The sequence below is a fragment of the Pseudomonas sp. AK106 genome (assembly GCF_053903055.1).
In genome coordinates, this window is record NZ_CP096426.1 from 5,418,953 (window position 1) to 5,445,141 (window position 26,189).

Annotated in this window: 28 protein-coding genes; 12 read left to right on the forward strand and 16 right to left on the reverse strand. The window is 61.2% G+C overall.

What is annotated here, in order from left to right:
- Positions 1-85 precede the first annotated feature (85 nt).
- Positions 86-712, reverse strand: a complete 627-nt coding sequence (locus M1E04_RS23755; RefSeq protein ID WP_065987482.1) for a LysE family transporter — start codon at positions 710-712, stop codon at positions 86-88.
- 139 nt (positions 713-851) lie between these two features.
- Positions 852-2,762 carry an ATP-binding cassette domain-containing protein gene (locus M1E04_RS23760; RefSeq protein WP_296305941.1) on the reverse strand — a complete coding sequence of 637 codons (1,911 nt, stop codon included), beginning with the start codon at positions 2,760-2,762 and terminating at the stop codon, positions 852-854.
- A 46-nt stretch (positions 2,763-2,808) separates the two neighbouring features.
- Here M1E04_RS23760 and M1E04_RS23765 point away from each other — a divergent pair, with 46 nt between their 5' ends.
- A complete protein-coding gene (locus tag M1E04_RS23765) occupies positions 2,809-3,276 on the forward strand; it encodes a TIGR02444 family protein (protein ID WP_065987483.1) in 468 nt (155 codons plus the stop codon).
- On the opposite strand, the gene M1E04_RS23770 is transcribed toward M1E04_RS23765, so the two are convergent.
- Entirely contained in the window at positions 3,273-4,253 is a 981-nt protein-coding gene (locus M1E04_RS23770; protein WP_456292147.1) for an AlgP family protein, read from the reverse strand. The genes M1E04_RS23765 and M1E04_RS23770 overlap by 4 nt on opposite strands.
- A gap of 179 nt (positions 4,254-4,432) precedes the next feature.
- On the opposite strand from M1E04_RS23770, the gene M1E04_RS23775 reads away from it, so the two are divergent.
- Positions 4,433-5,110, forward strand: coding sequence for an FKBP-type peptidyl-prolyl cis-trans isomerase (locus M1E04_RS23775; RefSeq protein WP_065987485.1), 678 nt, complete (start codon positions 4,433-4,435; stop codon positions 5,108-5,110).
- Positions 5,111-5,191: 81 nt separating this feature from the next.
- Here M1E04_RS23775 and rsd read toward each other — a convergent pair whose 3' ends face one another.
- The 8 genes from rsd to M1E04_RS23815 form a co-directional block, all read right to left on the reverse strand.
- A complete protein-coding gene (rsd, locus tag M1E04_RS23780; RefSeq protein ID WP_192130688.1) occupies positions 5,192-5,650 on the reverse strand; it encodes a sigma D regulator in 459 nt (152 codons plus the stop codon).
- Positions 5,651-5,832: 182 nt separating this feature from the next.
- Positions 5,833-6,360: a disulfide bond formation protein B gene (locus tag M1E04_RS23785; protein WP_456292148.1), complete on the reverse strand. Its 528-nt coding sequence runs from the start codon at positions 6,358-6,360 to the stop codon at positions 5,833-5,835.
- Between the two features lie 251 nt (positions 6,361-6,611).
- Positions 6,612-7,859 carry a heme biosynthesis HemY N-terminal domain-containing protein gene (locus M1E04_RS23790; RefSeq protein WP_456292149.1) on the reverse strand — a complete coding sequence of 416 codons (1,248 nt, stop codon included), beginning with the start codon at positions 7,857-7,859 and terminating at the stop codon, positions 6,612-6,614.
- On the reverse strand, positions 7,856-8,998 hold the full coding sequence (locus M1E04_RS23795; RefSeq protein WP_192130686.1) for a uroporphyrinogen-III C-methyltransferase: 1,143 nt from the start codon (positions 8,996-8,998) through the stop codon (positions 7,856-7,858). Before M1E04_RS23795 ends, M1E04_RS23790 begins: the two co-directional genes overlap by 4 nt.
- A 49-nt stretch (positions 8,999-9,047) precedes the next feature.
- Entirely contained in the window at positions 9,048-9,821 is a 774-nt protein-coding gene (locus M1E04_RS23800; protein ID WP_065987490.1) for a uroporphyrinogen-III synthase, read from the reverse strand.
- A complete protein-coding gene (gene hemC, locus M1E04_RS23805) occupies positions 9,818-10,759 on the reverse strand; it encodes a hydroxymethylbilane synthase (protein ID WP_065987491.1) in 942 nt (313 codons plus the stop codon). Before hemC ends, M1E04_RS23800 begins: the two co-directional genes overlap by 4 nt.
- 160 nt (positions 10,760-10,919) lie before the next feature.
- A complete protein-coding gene (locus M1E04_RS23810) occupies positions 10,920-11,666 on the reverse strand; it encodes a LytR/AlgR family response regulator transcription factor (protein WP_065987492.1) in 747 nt (248 codons plus the stop codon).
- On the reverse strand, positions 11,663-12,745 hold the full coding sequence (locus M1E04_RS23815) for a sensor histidine kinase (RefSeq protein WP_296305930.1): 1,083 nt from the start codon (positions 12,743-12,745) through the stop codon (positions 11,663-11,665). Before M1E04_RS23815 ends, M1E04_RS23810 begins: the two co-directional genes overlap by 4 nt.
- Positions 12,746-12,891: 146 nt before the next feature.
- Between M1E04_RS23815 and argH the strand changes: the two genes are divergently transcribed.
- The 4 genes from argH to M1E04_RS23835 all read left to right on the forward strand — a co-directional run bounded on the left by argH (position 12,892) and on the right by M1E04_RS23835 (position 18,111).
- The gene (argH, locus tag M1E04_RS23820; RefSeq protein ID WP_456292150.1) at positions 12,892-14,286 is read left to right on the forward strand and encodes an argininosuccinate lyase; all 1,395 of its coding nucleotides are present in this window, start codon (positions 12,892-12,894) and stop codon (positions 14,284-14,286) included.
- A gap of 63 nt (positions 14,287-14,349) precedes the next feature.
- Positions 14,350-14,643 carry a hypothetical protein gene (locus M1E04_RS23825; protein WP_065987520.1) on the forward strand — a complete coding sequence of 98 codons (294 nt, stop codon included), beginning with the start codon at positions 14,350-14,352 and terminating at the stop codon, positions 14,641-14,643.
- A gap of 169 nt (positions 14,644-14,812) precedes the next feature.
- Positions 14,813-15,064, forward strand: coding sequence for a TIGR02647 family protein (locus M1E04_RS23830; protein ID WP_065987495.1), 252 nt, complete (start codon positions 14,813-14,815; stop codon positions 15,062-15,064).
- 197 nt (positions 15,065-15,261) lie between these two features.
- Positions 15,262-18,111 (forward strand): class I adenylate cyclase, encoded by a 2,850-nt coding sequence (locus M1E04_RS23835; RefSeq protein WP_192130684.1) that lies wholly within the window; start codon positions 15,262-15,264, stop codon positions 18,109-18,111.
- Positions 18,112-18,136: 25 nt separating this feature from the next.
- Here M1E04_RS23835 and M1E04_RS23840 read toward each other — a convergent pair whose 3' ends face one another.
- Positions 18,137-18,370 (reverse strand): DUF1289 domain-containing protein, encoded by a 234-nt coding sequence (locus M1E04_RS23840; RefSeq protein ID WP_456292151.1) that lies wholly within the window; start codon positions 18,368-18,370, stop codon positions 18,137-18,139.
- Positions 18,367-18,723, reverse strand: a complete 357-nt coding sequence (gene cyaY, locus M1E04_RS23845; protein ID WP_122534132.1) for an iron donor protein CyaY — start codon at positions 18,721-18,723, stop codon at positions 18,367-18,369. The genes M1E04_RS23840 and cyaY overlap by 4 nt, the downstream gene beginning before the upstream one ends.
- Before the next feature lie 288 nt (positions 18,724-19,011).
- On the opposite strand from cyaY, the gene lptM reads away from it, so the two are divergent.
- Genes lptM through M1E04_RS23875 form a run of 6 tightly spaced genes read left to right on the forward strand, consistent with a single transcriptional unit; the run spans position 19,012 to position 23,609 of the window.
- Positions 19,012-19,173, forward strand: a complete 162-nt coding sequence (gene lptM, locus M1E04_RS23850) for an LPS translocon maturation chaperone LptM (protein WP_083233039.1) — start codon at positions 19,012-19,014, stop codon at positions 19,171-19,173.
- Positions 19,174-19,182: 9 nt separating this feature from the next.
- Positions 19,183-20,430 (forward strand): diaminopimelate decarboxylase, encoded by a 1,248-nt coding sequence (gene lysA / locus M1E04_RS23855; RefSeq protein ID WP_410935059.1) that lies wholly within the window; start codon positions 19,183-19,185, stop codon positions 20,428-20,430.
- A 4-nt stretch (positions 20,431-20,434) separates the two neighbouring features.
- Positions 20,435-21,265 carry a diaminopimelate epimerase gene (gene dapF, locus M1E04_RS23860; RefSeq protein WP_410935060.1) on the forward strand — a complete coding sequence of 277 codons (831 nt, stop codon included), beginning with the start codon at positions 20,435-20,437 and terminating at the stop codon, positions 21,263-21,265.
- Between the two features lie 13 nt (positions 21,266-21,278).
- A complete protein-coding gene (locus M1E04_RS23865; protein ID WP_192130681.1) occupies positions 21,279-22,016 on the forward strand; it encodes a DUF484 family protein in 738 nt (245 codons plus the stop codon).
- A gap of 2 nt (positions 22,017-22,018) precedes the next feature.
- Positions 22,019-22,924: a tyrosine recombinase XerC gene (xerC, locus tag M1E04_RS23870; RefSeq protein WP_065987501.1), complete on the forward strand. Its 906-nt coding sequence runs from the start codon at positions 22,019-22,021 to the stop codon at positions 22,922-22,924.
- Positions 22,914-23,609, forward strand: coding sequence for an HAD family hydrolase (locus tag M1E04_RS23875; RefSeq protein ID WP_192130680.1), 696 nt, complete (start codon positions 22,914-22,916; stop codon positions 23,607-23,609). Before xerC ends, M1E04_RS23875 begins: the two co-directional genes overlap by 11 nt.
- Before the next feature lie 110 nt (positions 23,610-23,719).
- On the opposite strand, the gene M1E04_RS23880 is transcribed toward M1E04_RS23875, so the two are convergent.
- From M1E04_RS23880 to M1E04_RS23890, 3 genes are all read right to left on the reverse strand, one after another.
- A complete protein-coding gene (locus tag M1E04_RS23880) occupies positions 23,720-24,049 on the reverse strand; it encodes a hypothetical protein (RefSeq protein WP_065987503.1) in 330 nt (109 codons plus the stop codon).
- Positions 24,050-24,142: 93 nt separating this feature from the next.
- Positions 24,143-24,574 (reverse strand): secondary thiamine-phosphate synthase enzyme YjbQ, encoded by a 432-nt coding sequence (locus tag M1E04_RS23885; protein WP_065987504.1) that lies wholly within the window; start codon positions 24,572-24,574, stop codon positions 24,143-24,145.
- Between the two features lie 249 nt (positions 24,575-24,823).
- Positions 24,824-26,161 (reverse strand): ammonium transporter, encoded by a 1,338-nt coding sequence (locus M1E04_RS23890; RefSeq protein WP_065987505.1) that lies wholly within the window; start codon positions 26,159-26,161, stop codon positions 24,824-24,826.
- Positions 26,162-26,189: the final 28 nt, after the last annotated feature.

Sequence of the window (26,189 nt, forward strand, 5' to 3'; positions counted from 1 at the left end):
GAGGGTGCTGCCAATGGCCTCTTCCCGGCTGAAGCCGGTCCAACCGATACATCGTGTGCATCCAGTGGGGCGGGCTTTTGCCAAATCAGGCCCGATGCAATGTGGCGAGAAATGCCGCGGCGCTGACGAACAACCCGGCAAAGGTGCGGTTCATCCGGCGTTGCTGTTTGGGGGTTTTGAGGGCGCGGAGCACTTTCGAAGCCAGGCCGGTGTAGCCCGCCATGACGATCAGGTCCACGCACACCATGGTCGCGGCAATGATCAGGTATTGCGGCAGCAGCGGCAGATGCGTGTCGATGAACTGCGGCAGGATCGCCAGAATAAACACCAGCGCCTTGGGGTTGCTGATGTTCACAAGAAAGCCTCGGCCCATGAGCACAAGGGGCTTGCCCACCGGGCGCACAGCCGACTCATCCGCCAGATTGCTTGGCAACGCACGCCATTGCCTGATGCCCAGATAGACCAGGTAGGCGACGCCAAACCATTTGATCAGCGTGAACGCCAAGGCTGAAGTGGCCAGCACCGCGCCAAGCCCGGCAGCAACCACGGCGATCTGCACGACGAGCGCGATCTGCAGGCCCAGAGCATTCCAGTAGCCGCGCCAGAACCCGTATTGCAGACCGCTGGACATCGACGCGATGGCGCCCGCGCCCGGAGACAGACTGATAACCCAGCAAGCGGCGAAAAACGCCAACCATGTTTCGAGCGACATCACGCACCTCAGGCAACGAAATCTTCGCCTAACCTAGTGTTTCCGGACCTGCAAAGGCCAGTTATTTCTGACTGTTGCGGCGACTTGGCCGACAGCTGTTCCGGTCGCCTGCGTTATACGACTAACGCAGGCCACACCATCAGGACAACGCTTCCAGCTCGGCCTGCATCGACTCCAGCAATTCCAGTGCTTCCATCCACGCTTCTTCCAGCTCGGATTCACGTGACTTGAGCTTGGCCTGATCCGCCAACAGGTCGCGCAGCTTGTCTTTGTTGGCCGCCTCGTAAATGCCGCTGTCGCCCAGGGCCACTTCGATCTTCGCCAGTTTCTCATGCAGCGTGCCGAGCTCTTTTTCAAGCTTGTCGGCTTCGCGCTTGTGCGGCGCGAGTTGCTGGCGCAATGCGGCGGCCTGCTGTCGCTGCGCTTTCTTGTCGGTCTTGTCGACGTTCACCGGCGTGTTACTGGTCGGCGCATTGCGCAGGCGATAGTCCACCAGCCACCGCGCGTAGTCGTCCAGATCGCCATCGAACTCCTGAACAAGGCCATCGGCGACGAGGAGGAAATTATCCGTCGTGCTCTTGAGCAAATGCCGATCGTGGGAGACCACCAGTACCGCGCCACTGAACTCCTGAAGCGCCATGGTCAAAGCCAGGCGCATTTCCAGATCCAGGTGGTTAGTCGGTTCGTCGAGCAGCAGCAGGTTGGGTTTGTCCCAGGCAATCAGGGCCAAGGCCAGCCGCGCTTTCTCGCCACCGGAGAAATTCAGCACCGGCTCGTCGAGGCGCGCACCGCGGAAGTCGAAACCGCCGAGGAAATCCCGCAAGGACTGTTCGCGCTCGGTGGGCGCGATACGCTGCAGGTGCAGCAACGGACTGGCCTTGGCGTCCAGGGAGTCGAGCTGATGCTGGGCAAAGTAGCCGACCACCGTGTTTTCGCCACGCACCATGCGCCCGCTCAACGGCTCGAGTTCGCCCGCAAGGTTTTTGATCAGCGTGGATTTACCGGCGCCGTTCGGGCCCAGCAAACCGATGCGTGCGCCCGGCGTCAGTTGCAGCTTCACCTTTTGCAGGATGGCTTTGTCGCCATAGCCCAGTCGCGCGTCAGACAGATCCATCAGCGGGCTGGAGATCTTGGTCGATTCGCGGAAGGTGAAGTCGAACGGAGAATCGACGTGGGCCGCCGACAGCTCTTCCATTCGCTCAAGGGCTTTGATCCGGCTCTGGGCCTGTTTGGCCTTGGTGGCCTGGGCCTTGAAGCGCGTGATGAATTTCTCCATGTGCGCGCGCTGGGCCTGTTGCTTGTCGTAGGCCTGCTGTTGCTGGGCCAGGCGCTCGGCACGGGCGCGTTCGAAAGCGCTGTAACCGCCGCGATAGAGCGTGATCTTTTTCTGCTCGACGTGGGCAACGTGATCGACCACCGCATCCAGAAAATCGCGGTCGTGGGAGATCAGCAGCAGGGTGCCCTGGTAGCTTTTGAGCCAGTCTTCAAGCCAGAGAATGGCATCGAGATCCAAGTGGTTGGTCGGCTCATCGAGCAGCAGCAGGTCCGAAGGACACATCAACGCCTGCGCCAGGTTGAGACGCATCCGCCAGCCACCGGAGAAATCGCTGACCTGGCGCTCCATCTGCTCGTTGGTAAAGCCCAGACCTGCCAGCAGCTTGCGCGCCCGCGCATCGGCCGTGTAGCCATCGGCGCTGTCGAGCTCCGAATGCAGACGTGCTTGCGCGGCGCCGTCCTGAGCGGCCTCGGCAGCCGCGAGGTCATGCTGAACCTGACGCAGTCGCAGATCGCCGTCGAGGACGTAGTCCACCGCCAGACGATCGAGGGTGTCGACCTCCTGACGCATGTGGGCGATGCGCCAATCGGCAGGCAGCAGGCAATCGCCATTGTCGGGGGTTAGTTCACCCCGAAGCAGCGCGAACAGGCTGGATTTACCGGCGCCGTTGGCGCCGATCAGACCGGCTTTCTGGCCGGCGTGCAGGGTCAGCTCGGCGTCTTCTAGCAGACGTTGCGGACCACGCTGTAAGGTAAGGCTTTGAAGTCTGATCATAATGGCGGCGGAGTCTACCAGCTTCGCCCAAAACAGGTAGATGACGATGCTCTCGGACCTATGGAGTTTCACCCTCGATTTCTATGCTCGCCCAGGCGTCGAGCAGGCGTGCCTGAAGCTGCAAGCCGATGGCGCCAATGTCTGCGCGCTGCTGTGCGGCGTCTGGATGGACCGGCGTGGTGTGCAGTTCCACCCGGAGCGGGCAGGACAAATCGGACAATTGGCCGACCCGTGGCACGAGAAGGTGGTGGGGCCATTGAGGGATGTTCGGACCCGCTGGAAGGCCGACGCGAAAGAAGACGAAGAGCTGACGGCGTTACGCGACAGACTTAAAACCCTTGAGCTTGACGCCGAGCGTGAGCTACTGGTGCGGCTGCAACGGCTGACCAAAGACTGGCCTGAGCGAGATGCTCAACCTACGGGTGTGTGGCTGGAAGCGCTGGCGGGAGGTGCTGCTCAAGCCAGTCCCGACGCGTTGCAGATTCTGCTTCGCGCCGGGACCGATATCGCTTAGGACGCGCTGTTCGAGGTCGAATCAGCGGCTGGAGCGCCTGGTGCAGGGGACACTGCTGGAGCAGCAGGCGCTGCGGCCGCTGGTTTGGCCGTTGCAGAGACAGCAGGCTTGGCGGACGGTTTTGCAGCAGTCTTCGCAGCGACTGGCTTGGCGCCCGCAGGCTTGGATGATGCTATGCCGGCCGGTTTGGCAGCTGCTTTGCTGGCGGCAGGCTTGGCGGCGGCACTGGCGGCTGGTTTCGCAGCAGACGCTTTAGCCGGAGCAGGTTTGGCAGCGGCTTTCACGGCAGCCGGCTTGGCAGCGGTGGTCTTGGCGGCCACAGCGGTTTTAGCGGCTGGCTTGCTCGCAGCGCTGGCAGCTGGTTTGGCAGCGGGTGCCTTGGTCGCAGCAGGCTTGGCGGCGACAGTTTTCGCAGTCACCTTGGCAACGGTTTTTTCGGCGACGGCTTTGACGGCGGTTTTAGCAGCAGGCTTTGCCGGGGCGGCTTTGGGTGCAGGTTTTGCTGGTTTTGGAGGCATTTTCGCAGGCGGTTTTGGCGCGACAGGCTTGGCATCAGGTCGAGCCGGGTCTTTTGCAGCGCGATCGTTCAGCGCTTTGCCAACGGCTTCCTTCACGCGGCCAATGCCTTGGGCCAGCTTCAGGCTTTCCTGAGCATCACGCTTGAGGTTGAGGATGTAGCTGCGGGTTTCAGTCTGACGATCTTTCAAAGCGTCGAGCAACGACTCGAGCTCGGCTACGCTGTCTTTGGCCTTGCCTTGGGCCTTGGCTTTACCGGCGGCGGCAGCGTCCTGCAGTTTGGTGCGCGACTTGTGCAGTTTTTCCTGCGCCTTGCCACGTTGCTTCTCGAGTTTGGCGAGCAGTTTTTCAGCGTCAGCCAATGCTTGAGAGCAGGCGGTTTCGAGATGTTCGAGCAGGCTGCCCGACAGCTGTTGAAGCAAATGCAACGGAGTGTTTACTGGCTTCTTGGTGGCCGACATGACTTACCTCCTGGCTGATTTGAGTGCGGCCATACTAGACCTCCGCCCGCACCGCCGCTAGGGCATCTTGACACTACAATCCCCGCTCTGTTGCAGGACGCCCAAAAACCCGGCAATACCCGTCACGCTCGGGCCTCAGCGCTGGCATAATCGCTCACTTCCCAGGCCGGAGAGCATTCATGTCGCGCTACCTGTTTATGTCGTTGTTCCTCTTGGTACCCCTTGCTCACGCGACCGATGCTCCGGCGTCCGACAACACCCACGATCTTTCCTACAGCCTCGGCGCCAGCCTGGGTGAGCGCCTGCGCCAGGAAGCACCCGATCTGCAGTTGCCCGCGCTGCTTGAAGGCCTGCAGTCGGCGTATCAGGGCAAGCCGTTGGCAATCAAGCAGGAACGCATGGAGCAGATTCTCAGCGACCACGATGCCGCCCTCGCACAGGCTGAAAACTCCGGCCAGACCGAACCGCAGACTGAAGCGGCATTGAAGGACGAGCGCAAGTTCATGGACGCCGAGAAGGCCAAGCCGGGGGTTCGCCAGCTCGCGGACGGCATCCTGATGACCGAGCTGACGCCGGGCAATGGCCCCAAACCCGACATCAATGGCCGGGTGCAAGTGAAGTACGTGGGCCGTCTGCCTGACGGCACGATCTTCGATCAGAGCCAGCAGCCACAATGGTTTCGTCTGGACAGCGTCATCGCCGGCTGGACCACCGCCCTCGCCGACATGCCAGTGGGTGCCAAATGGCGCCTGGTCATCCCTTCGGCCCAAGCGTATGGCGCAGAAGGCGCTGGCGATCTGATCGATCCTTACACGCCGCTGGTGTTCGAAATAGAGCTGCTGGGGGTGTCGCAGTAACACCGGCAGTGGCCGAGGCTCGCCGCGACAGACCATAAAAAAAGGGCGCCCATGGCACCCTTTTTTACATCAGCGGCCCTCTCAGACCTCTTCCTCAACCTGTTCCTTGTGCGCGTTGTGCAGCACTTCGATCAGGCAGTCTTCCAGTTCAAAGCGCTCGTGCAGCAAGCTGCCCAACTCCTTGAGTTTCTCGGCGACGCATTTGCCTTCGTCACAGAGATCGTTGAACGCCAGCAGCTTCTCGGTGATGACGTCGAGCCGAGGATAAATCGTGTCAGCCAGGTCGAGGCCTCGCTGGTTATTAAACGCCTTGGCTTCGTTGGTCAGCTGCTCGTAGATTTCGAAATGACCGGCCGACACGTAATCGACCAGGGTGCCGCAAAATTCTTGCAGGGGCGCGCGTTTTTCCAAAAACGCTCCCGGCTCTGCACTCAAGGCGTAATAAGCCGTGATCAGCTCGTTGCGCTCCAGCAACCAGCGGTCAATCAGCTTGTGAACCCCACCCCAGCGTTCCTGAGCGTTCTGACAACTTTCCAGCATGATGTTCTCTCTTCCCTTCAGGGGCATGCTGCTTCAGGCGCTTCTGGGGTACGTTCCGGGATTGTCGGAACCGGCCCGCAAAAGTGTCGACAGCAACATTGATCCGATGATGCGTGCGGCCCAGATTATGCCCGCATGACTAGCCCAGCAAGGTACGCAGGACACAAAGTTCATACAAGTGTTTAATCAGGAGTTCCCAGATCCATTGATCTGAATCGGCGGAACTCGATAAAAAGGTAGTACATCGCGAACAGGCACAAGCCAGAGAATGCCAGCAGGCTCCATTCAGGCAAGCTGATGCCGAACAGCGACCAGTTGATCTCGGAGCACCCTGCACTTCCCGCCAGCACCATCGCCATGACCTTCAGGTAGGGCTGTGTTTCCGTCAGGTAGTGAAGGTTTTCAATGCATGCGGCCATGTTCTCGGGTGGCGAAGCCTGCAACCAGACCTGACGTGCCGCGACGCTCGCCCCCAAAGCGGAAGACAGTAAAAGAAAGCCGGCGTAGACACGCCAGCCAGATTTGCCCGGCGCGTGCAGCGCGGCGAGCAGGCACACACCCGCCGATATCGCCATGAGCACACGCTGAAGCAGACACATCGGGCACGGCGCCGCATCAACGACAGGGCCGAGATAATCCGTCGCTCCTACAATCGATGCGCAGGCCAGAAACGCCAGAGAGAACAGGGAGCGCGTACGAGCCAGCTGCATGGAAAATCCGTAACAAAAGACGAAGGCGGCTACGGTAGAGGAAAGCGCGAGTCGCTTTCAAGGCACCCAACGGAGGATATTTCTTTGTTGATGTAGGTAAATCCCGACGCCGTGTTTAAGACGTTATACCGGTAGCCCGGAGATCCTCCCAACAAGCCACACCAAGCACAGAAACGTCCTACACAAATCTGCGAATCAGACGCAGAAGAGGCCCGCTATCGGGCCTCTTCACGTTAACGTCTGACTTCAGTCTAAACGCGTGTCAGTGCTGGCAAAGGACGTGCGAGCAAACGCTCGTCCAGCAGACCCAGGCCTTCCTGAAACAGCTGATTGCTGCGATCGGTCTCGCCCAGCTGCGCAAGCAGACGGGCCAGTTCGGCACAGGCTTCAGGGTTTCGCTGCAACCTCAGACTCGACTCGAGATAGTCGCGGGCTTTACCCCACAAACTGCTTTGAAGGCACAGACGGCCCAGGGTCAACAGCAAGCCTGGATCATCAGTATGGCTTTTCAGCCAGCCTTCAGCGGTCTGCAGTTGCTTGCCAGGATCGGCGCCACGCACCAGTCCATACAACCGCGCGAGGTGGGTGTTGTAGTCGCGTTTCATGGCCGTGCGCAAGACTTCCTCAGCCTGCACATCGGCGCCCAGACGACGCAGTTGTTCGGCGTACGCCAATACCAGCGCGGGCTCTTGGCGCTGAGCCGAAGTCAGTTGCTGCCAGGCGTTTTCCAGCGACGGGAGACCCGTGGCGACGTTATCACCGTCGGATTCACGATGGGCCGCCAGCGAGAGATTTTCACCCCAGGCGCGTCGCTCCAATTCAGCCAGTGCTTGCGCCGGAAGCACCTTGTCTTTTCGCAACTCCGGCATCAGCCGAATCAACTCTGCCCACTCACCGCGTTCGCGGTACAGACGCTGCAACTGGCGCAATACCTGCGGGTTATGCGGATGGCGTTCTTGCATAGCCTGCAAGGTCACCAACGCTCCGTCGAGATCACCGCGGTCCACCTGCAGTTGCGCGTGGCTCAAGGCAATGGCGAGCTCGGCAGGCGGCTGACGCTCAAGCGCGCGCTCAAGCAAGTTGTCGCTTTCCTCGTAACGACCCTGCTCGTTCGCTGCCCGAGCGGCGCCGAGGTAATACAGCAGTGGCTGACGCTCCGCCTCGGCGGCACGATGCAAGTTGCGTTGCGCGCTGGCCCAGCGCCCTTCGGCGAGGTCCATCTGACCTTGCTCGATCGCGTTCTGAACGCGACGACTGCGATTGCGACGGGACCAGGGGTTGACCACCCCGCCGGAGGTCGTCAGCAACGTAATGACGACTCGCACCAGCCACAGAATGAACAGGACGGCGACGAGCAACGCCAGCGCTGCCCAGATGCTCGATTCGTAGCGGAAAGTGTCGTAGGAAATAAGCACGTAGCCCGCATGGCGGGAGATCGCGACGCCTATCAGCGCCGCCGCCACAACCAACACGAAGAGGATGACGTAAGCGCGCTTCATGGCTGCTTCCCAGGCTGCGCCTCATCAGTGCGTTTCTCCAGCGCACCGCCAACAGGCGTATGGCGCTGCTCGAGGTAGGCCTGAACCGCAGCCAGACTTTGTGTCAGATCAGGGGTGGCGACTGAAACCGGCTGTTTGCCCAACTCATCCAGACGCTGGCCGAGGGCTTTGCTCTGCTGGTTGTCGCGATTGAAATTGTCGTCCAGGACGCTGCGCGCCTCGGCCATGGCTTTTTCGTAGACCGGGCCCTGACCGTTGAGCGCCGCCCATTGCGCCTGCTCGATCGCCAGGCTCAATGCCAGACGGACTTGGGTCAGGCTCTGACCTGCCAGCAACGGCCGGATATTTTTGTCCGCATGAAAATCGATGCGCACGAACTGGGAGATCTTGTCCCACCACTTGGCCCAGTAGCTGTCCTCGCTGCCATCGGTCAAACCGAACAGCGAGTCGCCCTTGTCCTTGTATTCCGGCGCCAGCTCATTCAGCTGCGCGACTTGCTCACGCACTGCCGCTAGTTGCAGGAACAAACCCGTGCGATCCGGTTGATCGACGCTGCGCAGCGCAGTCAGGCTTTTGGCCAATTGCTCGCGGGCGGCGAATGCGCCGGGATCATCCTGCTCGCGCAGGATCTCGTCAGCGCCCTGCACCAGCGCCGCAGCACTGTTGACGTCTTGCAGCGCAGAGAGCCTCAGGCTCGCCAGGCGCAGCAAATGCTCCGCCTCGGCAAGACGCCAGTCCTTGCGGCTGGCACCGAGTACAGTTTCTACACGCTGGCTCAGGCGCTGCTGATCACCCTGCAACTGCGTGACGAGGCGACGGCGATCTTCCAGCTCTTCAGCCGGTGGCAGTTGTGCCAGGCGTACGGCGATTTGCTGTTCGCTCTGCTTGAGGGCTTGAGTCTGAGAGCCGATGTCCTGCAACTGCCCCAACTGCTCCTGGTGACCGGCCTGCATGGCGCGCAGTTGCCAAACGCTCCAGCCGCCAACGGCAACACCCGCTGCGCCCAGCAACAGCGCCAGTATGGCGAGCCCGTTGCTGCTTCGGCGATTCGACGGTTCTTTGTACGCTGGATCCGGCAGCGGCTCAGGTTTGGCCAGTACCGGTTCAACGTCATCTTTTGGCAAGACTGTTTCGCTCACGTGTCCATCCTTTGCATTTTGGGCGTCGCGTAATCCGACTGATCGACCATTACGCCTGTGAGGCAGGCGCGGTGTATCCGCGCAATGCTGCCAGCAAGGCCGGGGCGCTGGCGCCACGGCAGTCCACTACGTCAAGAGCCCCGGCAGCACGCGCCATTTCAGCGACCCGGGGGCTCGGTACAAACAAAGGCATCTGCGCAAGCGTAGGCCAGGCATCGCCCGCCAGCTCACGCAGATGCTCGAAACCCTGTCCACTGCTGACCACCAGCCCATTCAAGCGTTCCGCTCTAACCGTGTCGGGCAGCACGAAAGCCGGGTATTGCGGCAGGTGGCGACGATACAGCGGCAGGTAATCAACCATCACACCACGCTCCCGCAACCGCTCGGCCAACAGCTCGCGCCCTTCTTCGCCGCGCATGATCAGCACTTTGGGGTCGTAGCCCGAGACAGCTTGTTGAAACTGCGGCAGGTCGAGTAGCGCTTCGCTGTCGTCGCCGTGCTCGGGGAAGAACACGTGCAGACCATAGTCATCGAGGATTTGCGCGGTTGCAGCGCCGACGGTGAACCACTTCTGCATCGGCGGCTGCGGCCAGACTTCGTCAAGCATCGCCAGCCCAAGGCGCGCGGCCGGCTTGCTGACGACGATAACGGCGCAATACGCAGCCAGGTCGTAGATGATTGAACGGTTGGCTTCTGAAACTGGCAGAGGCTCGATCTCGAGCAACGGCAGGCTGGCGCCGTACACGCCGACCTCAGCCAGCGTCTGCGCGAGGGCCTGCGACTCTTCAGCAGGACGCGTGAGCAGCAAACGCCAGGCCTTCACTCGTCGTCTGCCTCGCCATACACAGCTTTGAGAATCTTCGCCGCGCCTTGGTCCAGCAGCGCTTCGGCGACTTGTACGCCCAGCGTCTGGGCATCGACTTGTGGCGCGCGCGCTTCGGCGTGGAGCAGCACTGTGCCGGAGGGATCGCCTACCAGACCGCGCAACCACAGTTGCTCGCCTTCCAGCACGGCATAACAGGCGATCGGCACCTGGCAACCACCGTTGAGGTGCTTGTTGAGCGCGCGCTCGGCGGTGACCCGCACGGCGGTGTCATCATGGTGCAACGGGGCAAGCAAGGCATGCACTTCGATATCGACGCTGCGGCATTCAATGCCCACCGCGCCCTGCCCGCCAGCTGGCAAGCTGTGGTCGATGCTGATGGGGGCCGTAATGCGCTCTTCGAAACCCAGGCGGATCAGGCCAGCAGCGGCAAGGATGATCGCGTCGTACTCACCTGCATCCAGCTTGGCGAGGCGTGTATTGACGTTGCCGCGCAGAAACCGGATTTGCAAGTCAGGCCGACGCGCCAGCAACTGAGCCTGCCGACGCAGGCTCGACGTCCCGACAACGGCGCCGGCGGGCAACTCATCGAGACTGGCATAGGTATTGGAAACGAAGGCGTCGCGCGGGTCTTCGCGTTCGCAGATACAGAACAGCCCGAGCCCTTGGGGGAAGTCCATCGGGACGTCTTTCATCGAGTGAACGGCTATGTCGGCTCTGTGCTCCATCAGGGCTGTTTCCAGTTCCTTGACGAACAAACCCTTGCCGCCGATCTTCGACAGCGGCGAATCCAGTAGCTTGTCGCCGCGACTGACCATCGGCACCAGTGTCACGATCAGGCCGGGATGCGCCTGCTCCAGACGCGCCTTGACGTACTCGGCTTGCCAGAGGGCCAGGGCGCTTTTGCGGGTGGCGATGCGGATTTCGCGAGAAGACATGAACCGGTCCGTACTGAGTGAATGCGGCGAATAATAACAGCTCGGCCAGATCGGGCCGAATGACTGTATTCAATCTGCGCGCATCATGATCTCAATCAACCTGCGTACGCCATGCGACGGCGTGTCGCCCGCATCCCGGCATGCTCCTCGCGGCACACGCTTACAACTGCTGCATCATCTTGCGCACACCGGCAACGTGCCGGCGGCTGACGATCAACGCATCGCCATTGAGCCCTTTCAGGAACAACTGAAAATGGCCCAGCGGCGTGCGCTGCAGGCGCTCAATGCGTTCCCGGGCAACCAGCGCGTTGCGGTGGATGCGTACGAAACGGTCGCCGAATTCGTCTTCCAGGGCTTTAAGCGGTTCATCCAGCAGCACTTCGCCGCCTTCGTGGCGCAGGGTCACGTACTTGTGATCAGCGATGAAATAGATCACCTCGGACAACGGGATCAGCTCAATGCCCTTTCGGGTACGTGCACTGATGTGGCTGCGCGGACCAGTGCCGCTTTCCGCAGCAGGCCGCGTCATCGCTGCCAGTTGCACACGGTTTGGCCGCTCGGCTTTGCGCAGCGCCTCCAGCAAGTGCTCGGGGCGAACCGGTTTGACCAGATACCCCACGGCGCTAACCTGGAAGGCCTCCAGCGCAAATTCATCGTGGGCCGTGCAGAACACGACGGCAGGCGGGGTGTCGCGCTCGCACAATTTTGCCGCCACCTGAAGTCCATCCAGGCCAGGCATGCGGATATCCAGCAACACCACGTCGGGTTTCAAATTTTCAATCAGCTGCAATGCTTCTTCGCCATTTGTGGCGCTGGGTTCCAGAACCTTGTAACCCTCGAGCTCACTTACCATACGGCTCAGGCGGTCTCGGGCTAGGGGTTCGTCATCAACGATCAGGACATTCATATAGCTCTGGCTTCCTGCGTGAGTCTCGCACAAGGATAGCGTAGACAGGTGAAGTGACGACCGTCTCGGCGCTCCACGCTCAGACTGGCGAGGGGGCCGAAAAGTGCCGTGAGTCGAGCGCCGATGTTTGCCAGGGCCTGCTGAGTGCCGCCTGGATTTTGTCGTAAGACGACCTCATCGTAAGGATTACTGACGCGCAATATAAATACTCCCCGTTCGTAGTCCGCCTCAACTCTGACCACGCCGCCTTCAACACGGGGCGCGATGCCGTAAATCAACGCGTTTTCCAATAATGGCTGCAAGGTTAGCTGGGGAATTGGCAAGTCGTCGGGAATTGCACTAACGGCCCAGTCCAACTGTAGACGCTCGCCAAGTCGATATTGCTCAATCGATAAATAGCGTTTCGCCAATTCAAGCTCTTCGCGCCATGTCGTGAGGCTGCCGGGCTTGCCCAGACTGGCCCGAAACAGGTCGGACAGATCAAGCACCGCTTGCTCCGCTTTGACCGGATCGCTGGTGACCAGGCTGGCAATGCTGTTGAGCGTATTAAACAGAAAGTGCGGACGGATACGCGCCTGCAAGGACTCGATCCTGGCCTGAAGCTCGGCCTGCTGCTGTTTGCGCCACTGACTCTGCAGGTAAAAGTACCGCAGCATCAGCGCGGACATGATCAAGGCGATCAAGGCGTAGCGCAGGTACCGTTCGACGACACCATCGAACGAGGTCGGCGGATTCACCTGGTAGTAGTCAGTCACGGCGGTGCACATCAGCGTCACCGCCACCACCAGCAGACAGCCGATGCAGCCGGCCATCCCGGCACGCAGGCGTGCCAGCCAGGGGCGCAAGCCACACAGCAGCGCGGCGGACAACAGCACGATCCACTGCACGAAAAGAGAAATCAGCGCCAGCCGTACCCAGTCGAAATCCGGCTGCATGGGTTCGATGAGCACAAGCACGAAGACCAGCAACTCCGCCAGCACGACCAGCATCAGCAACGCCTGGGGCAGACACAGTTCCGGGAGGAAAAACTCTTTGCCGGGCGCACTGCTCTGCCCCGGTTGTTTGCGCTCGTTCTGCATGGCCGCCAGTCTCTTCGCTCATACCGTTGCGGGCAAGCCGCCGGGGATAAATAAACGGCAATGCTGTTATCATCGCCCGCGTCTTTAGAATCGGCCGGCGCCGGTTTTTCATCAGTTTCAGCCACCAGTACAGCAGCGAGCGAATCATGAGCACCGACAAGACCAACCAGTCCTGGGGCGGCCGCTTCAGTGAACCCGTCGACGCCTTCGTCGCACGCTTCACCGCCTCCGTCACCTTCGATCAGCGCCTTTATCGCCACGACATCATGGGCTCGGTTGCCCACGCCACGATGCTGGCCAAGGTCGGTGTGCTCACCGACGCCGAGCGCGACACCATCATCGACGGGCTGAAGAGCATTCAGGGCGAGATCGAAGCCGGCACGTTCGACTGGCGCGTGGACCTCGAAGACGTGCACATGAATATCGAAGCGCGCCTGACCGACCGCATCGGCGTCACCGGTAAAAAACTGCACACCGGGCGCAGCCGCAACGATCAGGTCGCCACTGACATCCGCCTGTGGTTGCGCGATGAAATCGACCTGATTCTGGCCGAGATCACCCGCTTGCAAGAAGGCCTGCTGGGCCTGGCCGAGCGCGAAGCCGAGACCATCATGCCGGGCTTCACTCACCTGCAGACCGCCCAACCGGTGACCTTCGGTCACCACATGCTGGCGTGGTTCGAAATGCTCAGCCGTGATTTCGAGCGTCTGGTGGATTGCCGCAAACGCACCAACCGCATGCCCCTGGGCAGCGCCGCGCTGGCCGGCACCACGTACCCGATCGACCGCGAGCTGACCTGCCAGCTGCTGGGTTTCGAAGCCGTCGGCGGCAACTCGCTGGACAGCGTCTCCGATCGCGACTTCGCCATCGAATTCTGCTCCGCCGCGAGTATCGCGATGATGCACCTGTCGCGCTTCTCCGAAGAGCTGGTGCTGTGGACCAGCGCGCAATTCCAGTTCATCGACCTGCCTGATCGCTTTTGCACCGGCAGCTCGATCATGCCGCAAAAGAAAAACCCGGATGTGCCCGAGCTGGTCCGTGGCAAAAGCGGCCGCGTATTCGGCGCTCTGATGGGCCTGCTGACCTTGATGAAGGGCCAGCCGCTGGCCTACAACAAGGACAATCAGGAAGACAAGGAGCCGCTGTTCGACGCTGCCGACACCTTGCGCGACTCGCTGCGTGCCTTCGCCGACATGATCCCGGCGATCAAGCCCAAGCACGCCATGATGCGCGAGGCCGCGCTGCGTGGCTTCTCCACGGCAACCGACCTGGCCGACTATCTGGTCCGCCGTGGCCTGCCGTTCCGTGATTGCCACGAGATCGTGGGTCACGCGGTAAAGCATGGCGTTGAGACCGGCAAGGATCTGGCCGAGATGACCCTGGACGAGCTGCGTCAGTTCAGCGACCAGATCGAACAGGATGTCTTCGCAGTGCTGACGCTCGAAGGTTCGGTCAATGCCCGCAACCACATCGGCGGCACGGCGCCAGAGCAGGTCAAGGCCGCGGTTGCGCGCGGCCGGCATTTGCTCGCCACCCGCTAAACCCATAAACGGCGTCGCCCGGTGCCGGCGATGCCATTCAATTGGCAGGACATCGAGAACGACATGAGCGACAACATTGAAATCGACGACGAAGAGTTCGCTGAAGCGACGCTGATTGAAGCCATCGAAAATCAGATCGAGAGCGACAACCCCCCAGCGGCCAAAGCCACCTACAACAAGCTGACTCTGGTGGGCATCGAGCGTGAAGAAATTCTGCAGATGATGGCCCACATTCTGGCGCTGGAGATCGACGGGATCCTGGCCGAAGATCGTCCGTTCAATACCGTCTGGTACGAAGCGGCCCTGCGCGCACTGCCCGACATGCCGCCGGGCGTGCGACTGGCGGAAGACGAGTAAAACCCGCCCAACATGCCGGTCGCTCAACCGACCTGACGACCGGCCAGATACTTTCTGCAAAATCCCCAGACCTGACTACACTCCAAAAGCCTCGCTGCCGCATGGCGATGGGGCCGTCACGCCTGCGATTCCGATCGCGGTGTATCCACTGGAAAAGTCTGGAGCACCTATGTCGTTTACCCCTGAATTGGTTGCCGAGCTGGAAATCCTGTCGCTGTTCAATCTGAGCAACACTAAAGAGGGACTGAAGGTCCACCACCATTCCGCGGCTCCCACAGCCATCGCTGCCGCCCAACGACTCTTCGACAAAGGCCTCACCACGCAACACGACGGAGGCTATTTGACCAGCCTGGGTCTTGATGCCGCCGACCACGCTCAATCGCTGCTGCTCATTCTTGCCACCAGCCAGGAAGCTGCCTGACGTCGTCCTCGCGAAACCTTTGCCTGGACGCATCAAATAAAGGTTTCGCGAATCCTCCATTTCAACGATGCTGCGCCGATAAAATAATGGCGCCATAAAAAAGACGTTCAGTCGAGCCACGCAGGCCCGACGCCTGCGGTCTTGATTATCGCTACACCTTCACTCCATGCAGTGCCGCCCGCCGGCTTCGAGTCGCGATGACGCGTAGTTCCGAAATTCGCCCGGATCTGGATGAGGGCATTGATCGCAAGGTCCTCGCTCAGTTACGCAGCCGCTTCCTGGCCCTGAGCGAGAGTCGACTGGCGCGCGCCTACGAAGGCCTGTCGACGCGCCAGCAAAGCGTGCTTTCGCTGCTGCCGCTGTTTTTCCACGTCAATCATCCTCTGTTGCCAGGCTATGTGTCGGGCTCGACCCCTGCTGGCGTTTCCCATTACGAGCCTGACGCCCAGGCCCTTGCGGAAGCGCAACGGCTGACGCGGTCGTTCTCCTACAAACCACGCCGAGTCAATCCACCGCAGCCGATTCACGGCATCTTCCTGATGGGCAGCCTTGGCACCCTCGCCCAGGCCGACCAGAGCGACATGGACGTGTGGATCTGCCACGACCCGCTGCTGTCTGCAGACGACATGCAGGAACTGCGCAAGAAGTGCCAGTCCCTGGAAAGCTGGGCGGCGAGCATGGGTGCCGAGGCGCATTTCTTTCTCGTCGATCCGGAGCGTTTTGTCGTCGGCGAGCGCGACGCACAGCTGAGTGGCGAAGACTGCGGCACGACGCAGCATTACTTGCTGCTCGACGAGTTTTATCGCACCGCCATCTGGATGGCCGGGCGCACCCCGATGTGGTGGCTGGTGCCGGTCTATGAGGAAACACGCTACGCCGAATACACCCATACCCTGCTGTCGAAACGCTTTATTCGCGCTGACGAGGTGTTGGACCTCGGCAATATGTCGCGCATCCCGCCGGGCGAATTCATCGGCGCAGGGCTGTGGCAGCTGTTCAAAGGCATCGAATCACCCTACAAATCCGTGCTCAAGCTGCTGCTCACCGAGGTTTACGCCAGCGAACACCCGCAGGTGCAGTGCCTGAGCATGCGCTTAAAAAAAGCCGTGTTTGCCAACTGCGCCGATCTCGACGAGCTGGACCCCTACGTGATGGTGTACCGGCGCATCGAGGAATATCTGCTCGCGAGGGGCGAACCCGAGCGGCTGGAGCTGGTGCGCCGCAGTTTGTACCTGAAGGTGAACAAGAAACTTACCGGGTCCACTCGCCACCGCAGCAACAGTTGGCAGCGCCTGCTGCTGGAGCGGCTGGTCAATGAGTGGAAGTGGGACGAGCGCCAGTTGGCGCTGCTCGACAGCCGCAGTCAGTGGAAAGTGCGTCAGGTCGCCAGCGAGCGCCGCGCACTGGTCGGCGAGCTCAACTTCAGTTACCGCTTCCTGACCCAGTTCGCGCGGACGCAAAAGGCCGTCAATTCGATCAACAAGCGCGACTTGAATGTGCTCGGGCGACGCCTGTACGCAGCCTTTGAACGCAAAGCCGGCAAAGTGGAATTTCTCAATCCGGGCATTGCGCCGGATCTGGCGGAAGACACCTTGACGCTGGCGCAACGGCCGAACAAGCGCGAGCCCGGCAGGTATCAATGGTGCCTGTACAACGGAAGTCTGAGCGCCCATGAGTTGGAGACGTTTGCGCCGATCAAGCGCAGCCGCGAACTGCTGGAGCTCCTTACGTGGTGCCATCGCAACAACGTCATCGACAGCAGTACACGCCTGGCGCTGCACCCTGGCATCAGTGATCTGACCGAATTCGAACTGTTCAATCTGCAAGGCGCGTTACAGCAGAGCATTGCGCTGCCGCTGGCCATGGTCGAGGAAGACGTACTGCTGAGCCCGAGTGTGCCCCGCGAGATCCTGCTGTTGGTCAACGTCGGCGTCGACCCGCTCAGGCACCACAAAGACCTGAACATCCTGATGACCACCGAGCGAACCGACTCGCTGAGCTACGCCGGTGTCCGCGAAAATCTGGTGTTGACCTTCGACCAGATCACCCTCAACAGCTGGAACGAGGTGCTGGTCAATCGCTTCGACGGCCCCCACGCCCTGCTTGACTGCCTGACAGAACTGCTCAACGGCCTGCCGGAAAAGTCCGCCAGGCCTGTCATTCGCGTGCGCTGCTTTTGCCACAACCGCGCGCAGGCCATCGCCCAGCGCGTGGAGGAGCTCATCGGCACCGCGCAACTGCTGCTGGACCGGCGCCTGAATCACCGCTATCTCATCCAGGTCGAGCAGCGGTATCACGTCCTGGAAATGATCCCCGGCCGAGTCAGTCATGTCACGCTGGAACACCTGCCGGCGCTGTTCAGTTATCTGGGGGAAGAGCTTTCCGCCTACAGCCCGATTCATCTGGACCCCCAGGCACTGGACGACTCGGACCTGTCGCTGTTCATCCCGTACGGCCAGCCTGAGTGCATCCAGGTGTTCTACCGGATCAACGAGCCGAACGCCGACCTGTACGTGCTTGATGAGCGCAATGCGTTATGGCATCAGCAGGTGCCTTATCACACTGATTCCAGCCTGCTGGTGCCGCTGCAGCGCTTTTTTCAATCGCTGGTGTACCGGCGCGTGGCGTTGCTGCCACTGGATAACCCCCTGGAGTCAACGCCGCTGGAGGCTTTGTATTACCGCCTAACCCCCGATGGATCAGGCCGAGCCCGCCGCGTTGAGCATCGCCCGACGCCAACGATGCTCAGCGACCCATCGTTTTTTGATGTGCAGGCGATCATCGAGGAAGCGTCCCCCGGTCAAGTCAGCGTCACGCTGTATTGCGACGGGACGGAGTTCTCCGAGCTGGAGCATGGGGACCAGCTATTCAGCGTCGTGGCGCGGCGGATTCTCGAGCAGCGCCGCGAGCCGCAACGTTACCGCTGCTACATCACCGACCTGGACCTGTCCGGGATACTGAGAGACACGCGCGGGCAGACCATCCTGTTCCTGCGCTACAAGGCCGAACTGGAACGGTCACTGAATGCCGCGCTGGATGAGCTGTGATGGCTGCTGGCTCGCTACAGAGGACTCAGCGTGCGACGCAATGGGTACTCCGCCGCTGATCTGCCTGCCGCACGATCTCGCGCCGGCGCTCGTCGGTCGCCGCCCGCCACTCGCGAATGTCTTCGACGTGGCGCTGACACCCCGTGCAGACTTTGTCTTCGTCGAGCCGGCAGATGCTGATGCACGGCGACGGCACAGCCGGGCTGACGTTGCTGAACAGCGGCTTTGGCGGTTTGACCGGCTTTGCGTTAACGGTCACTGGCGGTTGCCATCGCTGCCGTCGAGGGCATCGAAGTCGATCTCTTCGCCGGCCTGCTGCTTCGCCAGGCGATAGAGCATCTCGCTCAACAGCTCTTCGCTCTTGTCGCAGATCCAGTGCTTCGCTTCTTCGTCGTAGTCAAAGTGAAAACCACCCGACGCAGCCGCCAGCCACAGCTGACGCAACGGCTCCTGACGGCTGAAAATGAACTGCGAGCCGTTTTCGAACTTAACGGTCAGCACACCGGCGGAACTCTCAAGGTCCAGATCCAGACCGCTCTCGTCGAAAATGTCCTGAAGCTTTTCTTGGGTGGCATCGACCAGGTCGTGAAAACGGGCTTCGGTCAAACTCATTGCATGAACCTCAAAAGTGTCAGCGGATGGCGCAGCGACGCACGATACGGTCGCTCCCCGGCAAATGCAAAGCCTACCCGCCAAAGTGCCATTGCGGGAGCCGCTTTGGCCGGCAAGGCACCGAACGGGTCGCTTTACCGCAGGCTGCGCCAGAAATCCGTGCGCGCTGCACAGATTAATTGCGCAGCGGCGTCAAACCCCCGCCGGACGGGAACTCCAGCGCATAGGCAATCTGTCGGGTGGTCGGTATACTCGGGCGCAATTAATGCTTATACAAAGGATTTCGCCATGAAGCGCCTGATTTCCTCCCTGGCCGCACTGCTTGCAGTTGCGTGTCTGGTCTCTGCCTGCGGCCAGAAAGGTCCACTGTATCTGCCCGACGACGACTCGTCCGACGGCACCAGCCAGACCAAGTCGCACTCGCACAAGCATCAGACTTCGACCTACTAGGAATCAGTCATGGACGCCTTCAACTACCGCGACGGTGAGCTGTTCGCGGAGGGAGTGGCGTTGTCTGCCATCGCCGAACGCTTCGGCACGCCGACATACGTCTATTCCCGCGCGCACATCGAGGCGCAGTACCGCGCCTACGCTGATGCCCTGAGCGGCATGCCGCATCTGGTCTGCTTTGCGGTCAAAGCGAACTCCAACCTGGGCGTTCTCAACGTCCTGGCACGCTTGGGCGCCGGTTTCGACATCGTTTCCCGTGGTGAACTGGAACGCGTACTGGCGGCAGGCGGTCAGGCCGACAAGATTGTCTTCTCCGGCGTCGGCAAGACCCGTGATGACATGCGCCGAGCGCTGGAAGTCGGCGTGCACTGCTTCAACGTCGAATCCACCGACGAGCTCGAACGCCTGCAAGTCGTCGCCGCCGAAATGGGCGTGCGCGCTCCGGTTTCGTTGCGCGTCAACCCGGACGTCGACGCCGGCACCCACCCCTACATCTCCACCGGCCTCAAGGAAAACAAGTTCGGCATCGCCATCGCGGACGCTGAAGACGTTTACATCCGCGCCGCGCAGCTGCCGAATCTCGACGTTATCGGCGTTGACTGCCACATTGGCTCACAGCTGACCACGCTCTCGCCTTTCGTTGATGCCCTGGATCGCTTGCTCGACCTGGTCGACCGGCTGGGCGATTGCGGCATTCTGCTGAAGCATATCGACCTGGGCGGCGGCCTGGGTGTGCGTTATCGCGACGAAGAGCCGCCCCTTGCGAGCGATTACATCAAGGCCGTGCGTGAACGCCTCGATGGCCGCGATCTGGCGCTGATGTTCGAGCCCGGGCGCTTCATCGTCGCCAATGCCGGCGTGCTGGTGACCCGCGTCGAGTACCTCAAGCACACCGAGCACAAAGACTTCGCCATCGTCGACGCCGCCATGAACGACCTGATCCGTCCGGCGCTGTACCAGGCGTGGATGGACGTAACAGCGGTCAAGCCCCGTGACGGCGCCAAACGCACCTACGACATCGTCGGCCCTATCTGTGAAACCGGGGATTTCCTTGCCAAGGAGCGCGAACTCGCACTGGCTGAAGGCGATCTGCTGGCGGTGCACTCTGCCGGCGCCTATGGCTTCGTGATGAGCTCCAACTACAACACCCGCGGGCGTACGGCCGAGGTGCTTGTGGATGGCGAGCAAGCCTTCGAAGTGCGTCGCCGTGAAACCGTGACTGAGCTGTTTGCCGGCGAAAGCCTGCTGCCGGAGTAATCCCATGCTGCTGCGTTTTACCAAGATGCATGGCCTGGGCAATGATTTCATGGTGCTGGACCTTGTAAGCCAACACGCGCACATTTTGCCCAAGCACGCCAAGCAATGGGGCGATCGCCACACCGGTATCGGTTTCGATCAGCTGCTGCTGGTCGAGGCGCCAAATAACCCGGACGTGGACTTCCGCTACCGGATTTTCAATTCCGACGGCTCCGAAGTGGAGCAATGCGGCAACGGTGCGCGCTGCTTCGCCCGGTTCGTGCTGGACAAGCGGCTGACGGCCAAAAAGCAGATCCGCGTCGAAACCAAGAGCGGCATCATCGAGCTGGACATCCGCAACGACGGCCAGATCAGCGTGGATATGGGCGCGCCGCGTCTGGTGCCGGCGGATATCCCGTTCGATGCGCCGGAGCAGGCCGCCTCCTATTCGCTTGATGTCGATGGCGAGACCGTCGAGCTGGCCGCCGTGTCCATGGGCAACCCCCACGCTGTGCTACGCGTCTACGACATCAACAACGCGCCCGTGCATGTGCTGGGTCCGAAGATCGAGAACCATCCGCGCTTTCCGGCCCGGGTGAACGTGGGCTTTCTCCACGTCGTCGACCGTCAGCGCGCGCAACTGCGGGTGTGGGAGCGTGGCGCCGGGGAAACCCAGGCCTGCGGCACCGGGGCCTGCGCGGCAGCGGTCGCAGCCATTACTCAGGGCTGGATGGATTCGCCGATGCTGATCGACCTGCCGGGCGGACGCCTGTCCATCGAGTGGGCAGGCCCCGGCCATCCGGTGATGATGACTGGCCCGGCTGTCCGGGTTTACGAAGGCCAAGTACGTCTATGAGTGAGAGTATCCAATGACCGACCAGCCTCAGACTTCAAACGACACGCCCGGCCAGCCCCCTGCCGAGAACGCGGTGCCCGCCCTTGAAGCCGAGGCGGTCGCGGCCTGGCTGCAACAACACCCTGATTTCTTCGCCGAGCACGACGAGCTGCTGGCGATGATGCGCGTTCCGCATCAACGGGGCGACACCGTCTCGCTGGTCGAGCGCCAGCTCAAACTGCTGCGCGAGCGCAACATCGAGATGCGTCACCGGCTTTCGCAACTGATGGACGTGGCCCGGGACAACGACCGGCTGTTTGAAAAAACCCGCCGGCTGATTCTCGATCTGATGGATGCCACCAGTCTGGAAGAGATCGTCATTTGCGTGGAAGACAGCCTGCGCCAAGAGTTTCAGGTGCCCTTCGTCAGCCTTATCCTGTTCAGCGACAACCCGATGACCGTCGGCCGCTGGGTCAGCGCCGCCGACGCGCAGAAAGCCATCGGTGGGCTGATGTCCGGCGGCAAGACCCTGTGTGGCGCGCTGCGTGAGCATGAACTCGAGTTTCTGTTCGGCAGCGAGCAAAGCAAGGAAGTGGGCTCAACCGCCCTGGCCGCCCTCAACCACCAGGGCCTGCACGGCGTTCTGGCCATCGGCAGCCGTGATCCGCAGCATTACAAAAGCTCGGTCGGCACGCTGTTTCTCGGTTACATCGCCGACGTGCTCAGCCGCCTGCTGCCACGCTTCACCAATTCGCTGCGGTCGGTTCGCTAGTCATGGAGCGGCAACTGGACGCTTACTGCACGCACCTGCGCAGTGAGCGCCAAGTGTCGAGCCATACGCTTGAAGCCTATCGCCGCGACCTGAACAAGGTCCTGGCGTTCTGCGAAAAGCAGCACATCGACAGCTGGAAAGCCCTGGATATTCAGGCCATGCGCGGCCTTGTCGCTCGCCTTCACCAGCAGGGTCAGTCCTCGCGCAGCCTGGCCAGATTGCTGTCAGCCGTTCGCGGCTTTTATCACTTTCTCAACCGCGAAGGCCTTTGCGATCACGATCCGGCCAATGGCCTGTCACCGCCCAAGGGCGAGCGGCGCTTGCCGAAAACCCTCGACGCCGACCGCGCCCTGCAACTGCTTGAAGGCGGGGTCGAAGACGATTTTCTGGCCCGGCGTGATCAGGCCATCCTTGAGCTGTTCTATTCGTCAGGCCTGCGCCTGTCCGAGTTGACCGGGCTGAACTGTGCAGACCTGGATCTGGCGGACGGTCTTGTGCAGGTCCTCGGCAAAGGCAGCAAAACCCGGGTTTTGCCAGTCGGCAGAAAAGCCCGGGAAGCGCTGGAGGAGTGGCTCAAGCAGCGTGCGCTCGCCAATCCGCAGGACGATGCGGTGTTCGTCAGCCAACAAGGCCGTCGTCTGGGGCCGCGTTCGATCCAACTGCGGGTCAAGGCGGCTGGCGAGCGCGAGCTGGGCCAGAACCTGCACCCGCACATGCTTCGCCATTCATTCGCCAGTCACTTGCTGGAGTCGTCCCAGGACCTGCGCGCCGTGCAGGAACTGCTGGGCCACGCCGACATCGCCACCACTCAGATCTACACCCACCTGGATTTCCAGCATCTGGCCACGGTGTACGACAGCGCCCATCCACGGGCCAAGCGCAAAGGTAACGCCGACAATGAGCATTAAGCTGATCACCTTCGATCTGGACGACACGCTGTGGGAAACCGCACCGGCGATTGTCAGTGCCGAAGCCAAGCTGCGTGACTGGCTGGCTGCCAACGCGCCAAAACTCGGGCCGGTTCCGGTCGAGCATCTGTGGGAAATCCGCTCGCGACTCATCGAAGAGGATCCGACGTTCAAACACCGGATCAGTGCGTTACGCCGTACGGTGCTGTTTCACGCCCTTGAAGATGCCGGGTATGGCCATGCCGAAGCCCACGAGCTGGCGGACCAGAGCTTTGAAGTGTTCCTTCACGGGCGGCATCAGTTGGACATCTTCCCTGAAGTGGTGCCGACGCTGGAGATCCTGACCAAGTCTTACACGCTGGGTGTCGTGACCAACGGCAATGCCGACGTCCGCCGCCTCGGCCTGGCTGATTATTTCGCCTTCGCGCTGTGCGCCGAAGATCTGGGCATCGGCAAACCCGACCCTGCGCCTTTCGTTGAAGCGCTGAAACGCGGCAATGCCGAAGCCCGCCAGGCCGTGCACGTCGGCGATCATCCGGGCGACGACATCGCCGGTGCTCAGCAGGCCGGCATGCGGGCGATCTGGTACAACCCCGGCGGCAAAGTATGGGAAGCTGAAAAAGCGCCGGATGGCGAGATCAGTAGCCTGACGCAGTTGCCAGAGGTGCTGGCGCGCTGGGGTTGATTCGCGCTTCCAGCGCGTCAAACCGGCCCTTTGGCCTCAGCGGCCTGAATCGCAGGCAATAAAAAACCCGCAGCGACAGCGGGTTTTTCATCAAGCGCACAACCAGTCCCTTAAATAGGGCGGCTGCCGTACTTGTTGTCGGGCTTCTTGGGCGGATCGGCGACCACGTTGGCCTCCACTTCCACGACCTTGCCACCACGAGCCAGGAACTCCTCCATCGCGCGAGCCAGAGCATCACGCTCTTTGTTCTTGGCTTCCACGCTGGGCAGTTCGTCAACGGAGACGGCGGCCTTGGCCTTGCCTTTGGCCGGAGTCGCAGAGACTTCAGCGCTGTCGTCGACCTCCACTACATCTTCATCGGAAGCCGCTGCAAGCCCCTCACCGTCCTCCCCTTCTTCCAGCTCGTCTTCCAGACCTTCTTCGATGTCGTCGTCGCTCATGTTCTACCTCATGACTTGCGAAAGCAGATTAGTTATAGCCCAGCCGGGCTTGATTTCTTGGACAGCCGGAAAAAATTCAACTACCGCGTATTTTCAGCGGTCGTGCCCCTCACCCTGAAGCGTGACGAGGACTTTACGCGCACCGCCTGCATCACGGTGCTCGCCCAGATAAATACCTTGCCATGTGCCCAGCGCCAGCCGTCCATTTGTAACCGGTAAGGTCAGCTGGCAGCCAAGCAGACTGGCTTTGAAGTGCGCAGGCAGATCGTCGGGCCCTTCGTCGTCATGCTCGTAGCCGTCGCGCCCCTGAGGCACCAGACGGCTGAAAAAACGCTCGAAATCGCGACGTACCGCCGGATCTGCGTTCTCGTTGACGGTCAACGAGGCCGAGGTGTGTTGCAACCAGACATGCAGCAGGCCGATGCGGCATTCGCGTAACTCGCGAAGCCCCGCGACGATCTCGTCCGTCACCAGATGGAAACCACGAGGCCTTGCCCGCAGCGTGATCAAGGTCTGTTGCCACATACCGTTCTCCGCCCTTCGGCGCGCATTCTAACGCGCTGGAAAAAAAAACAAAGTGCGTAATGAGCGACGATTTTCACGAGCGCTGAACAAGGGCATTTATGCCCTCGGAAGCGTCCAGAAACGTCAGGATTGGCCGCACATTGCAGCGGATGTTCCTGCCTGGAAAGCCTGCTCCCTGTGCGGACATCCCTATCGACAAACGCCAGACAAAAAAATGCCCGGAGACCCGGGCATTTTTTCATGGGTGGATTACAAGTTGTAACCACGTTCGTTATGTTGCGCCAGATCCAGGCCGACCGCTTCTTCTTCTTCGGTGACACGCAGGCCCATGACCATGTCGAGCACCTTGAGGATGATGAAGGTCACGATCGCGGTATAGATGACCGTGAAGCCGACGCCTTTACACTGAATCCAGACTTGTGCCGCGATGTCGGTCACGGTGCCGAAGCCGCCCAGCGAAGGGGCTGCAAACACGCCGGTCAGGATCGCGCCGAGGATACCGCCGATACCGTGAACGCCGAAGGCATCCAGGGAGTCGTCGTAGCCCAGTTTGCGTTTCAGGCTGGTGGCGCAGAAGAAGCAGACCACGCCTGCCGCCAGACCGATGATCAGGCCGCCCATCGGGCCGACAGTGCCGGCAGCTGGAGTCACAGCAACCAGACCGGCAACCACACCCGAGGCGATGCCCAGAGCGCTAGGCTTACCGTGGGTCAGCCATTCGGCGAACATCCAGCCCAGCGCTGCAGCAGCGGTAGCGATCTGGGTGACCAGCATGGCCATACCGGCGGTGCCGTTGGCCGCAGCCGCCGAACCTGCGTTGAAGCCGAACCAGCCGACCCAGAGCATGGCCGCGCCTATCAGGGTGTAACCCAGATTGTGCGGAGCCATCGGGGTGGTCGGGAAACCTTTACGCTTGCCGAGCACCAGGCACGCTACCAGGCCAGCCACACCGGCGTTGATGTGAACGACGGTGCCGCCCGCGAAGTCGAGCACGCCCCAGTCCCACAACAGACCACCGACGCCGCTCCAGACCATGTGCGCAATCGGCGCGTAAACCAGGGTGAACCAGATCGCCATGAAGATCAGCATCGCGGAGAACTTCATGCGTTCTGCGAAAGCGCCGACGATCAGGGCCGGGGTGATGATGGCGAAGGTCATCTGGAAGGTCACGAAGACGGCTTCCGGGAACAGTGCCGCAGGACCGGTAATACTCGCTGGGGTAATGCCTGCCAGGAACGCCTTCGACAGACCGCCGACGAAGGAGTTGAAGTTGACGACGTTGGCTTCCATACCGGTGGTGTCGAACGCCATGCTGTAGCCGTAGACGACCCACAGGATGCTGATCAGGCCGGTAATGGCGAAGCACTGCATCATCACGGAAAGAATGTTTTTGGAGCGGACCATGCCGCCGTAGAACAGCGCCAGACCGGGGATGGTCATGAACAGCACCAGCGCGGTGGAGGTCAGCATCCAGGCGGTGTCGCCGGAATTGAGTACGGGGGCTGCCACTTCGTCTGCCGCCATGGCCAAGCCAGGGGTTACGAGGGACAACAGGGCTCCTAGCCCTGCGAATTGACGCAGAGTCATATTGTTTTCTCCTGGGGCGTTGGGGTTT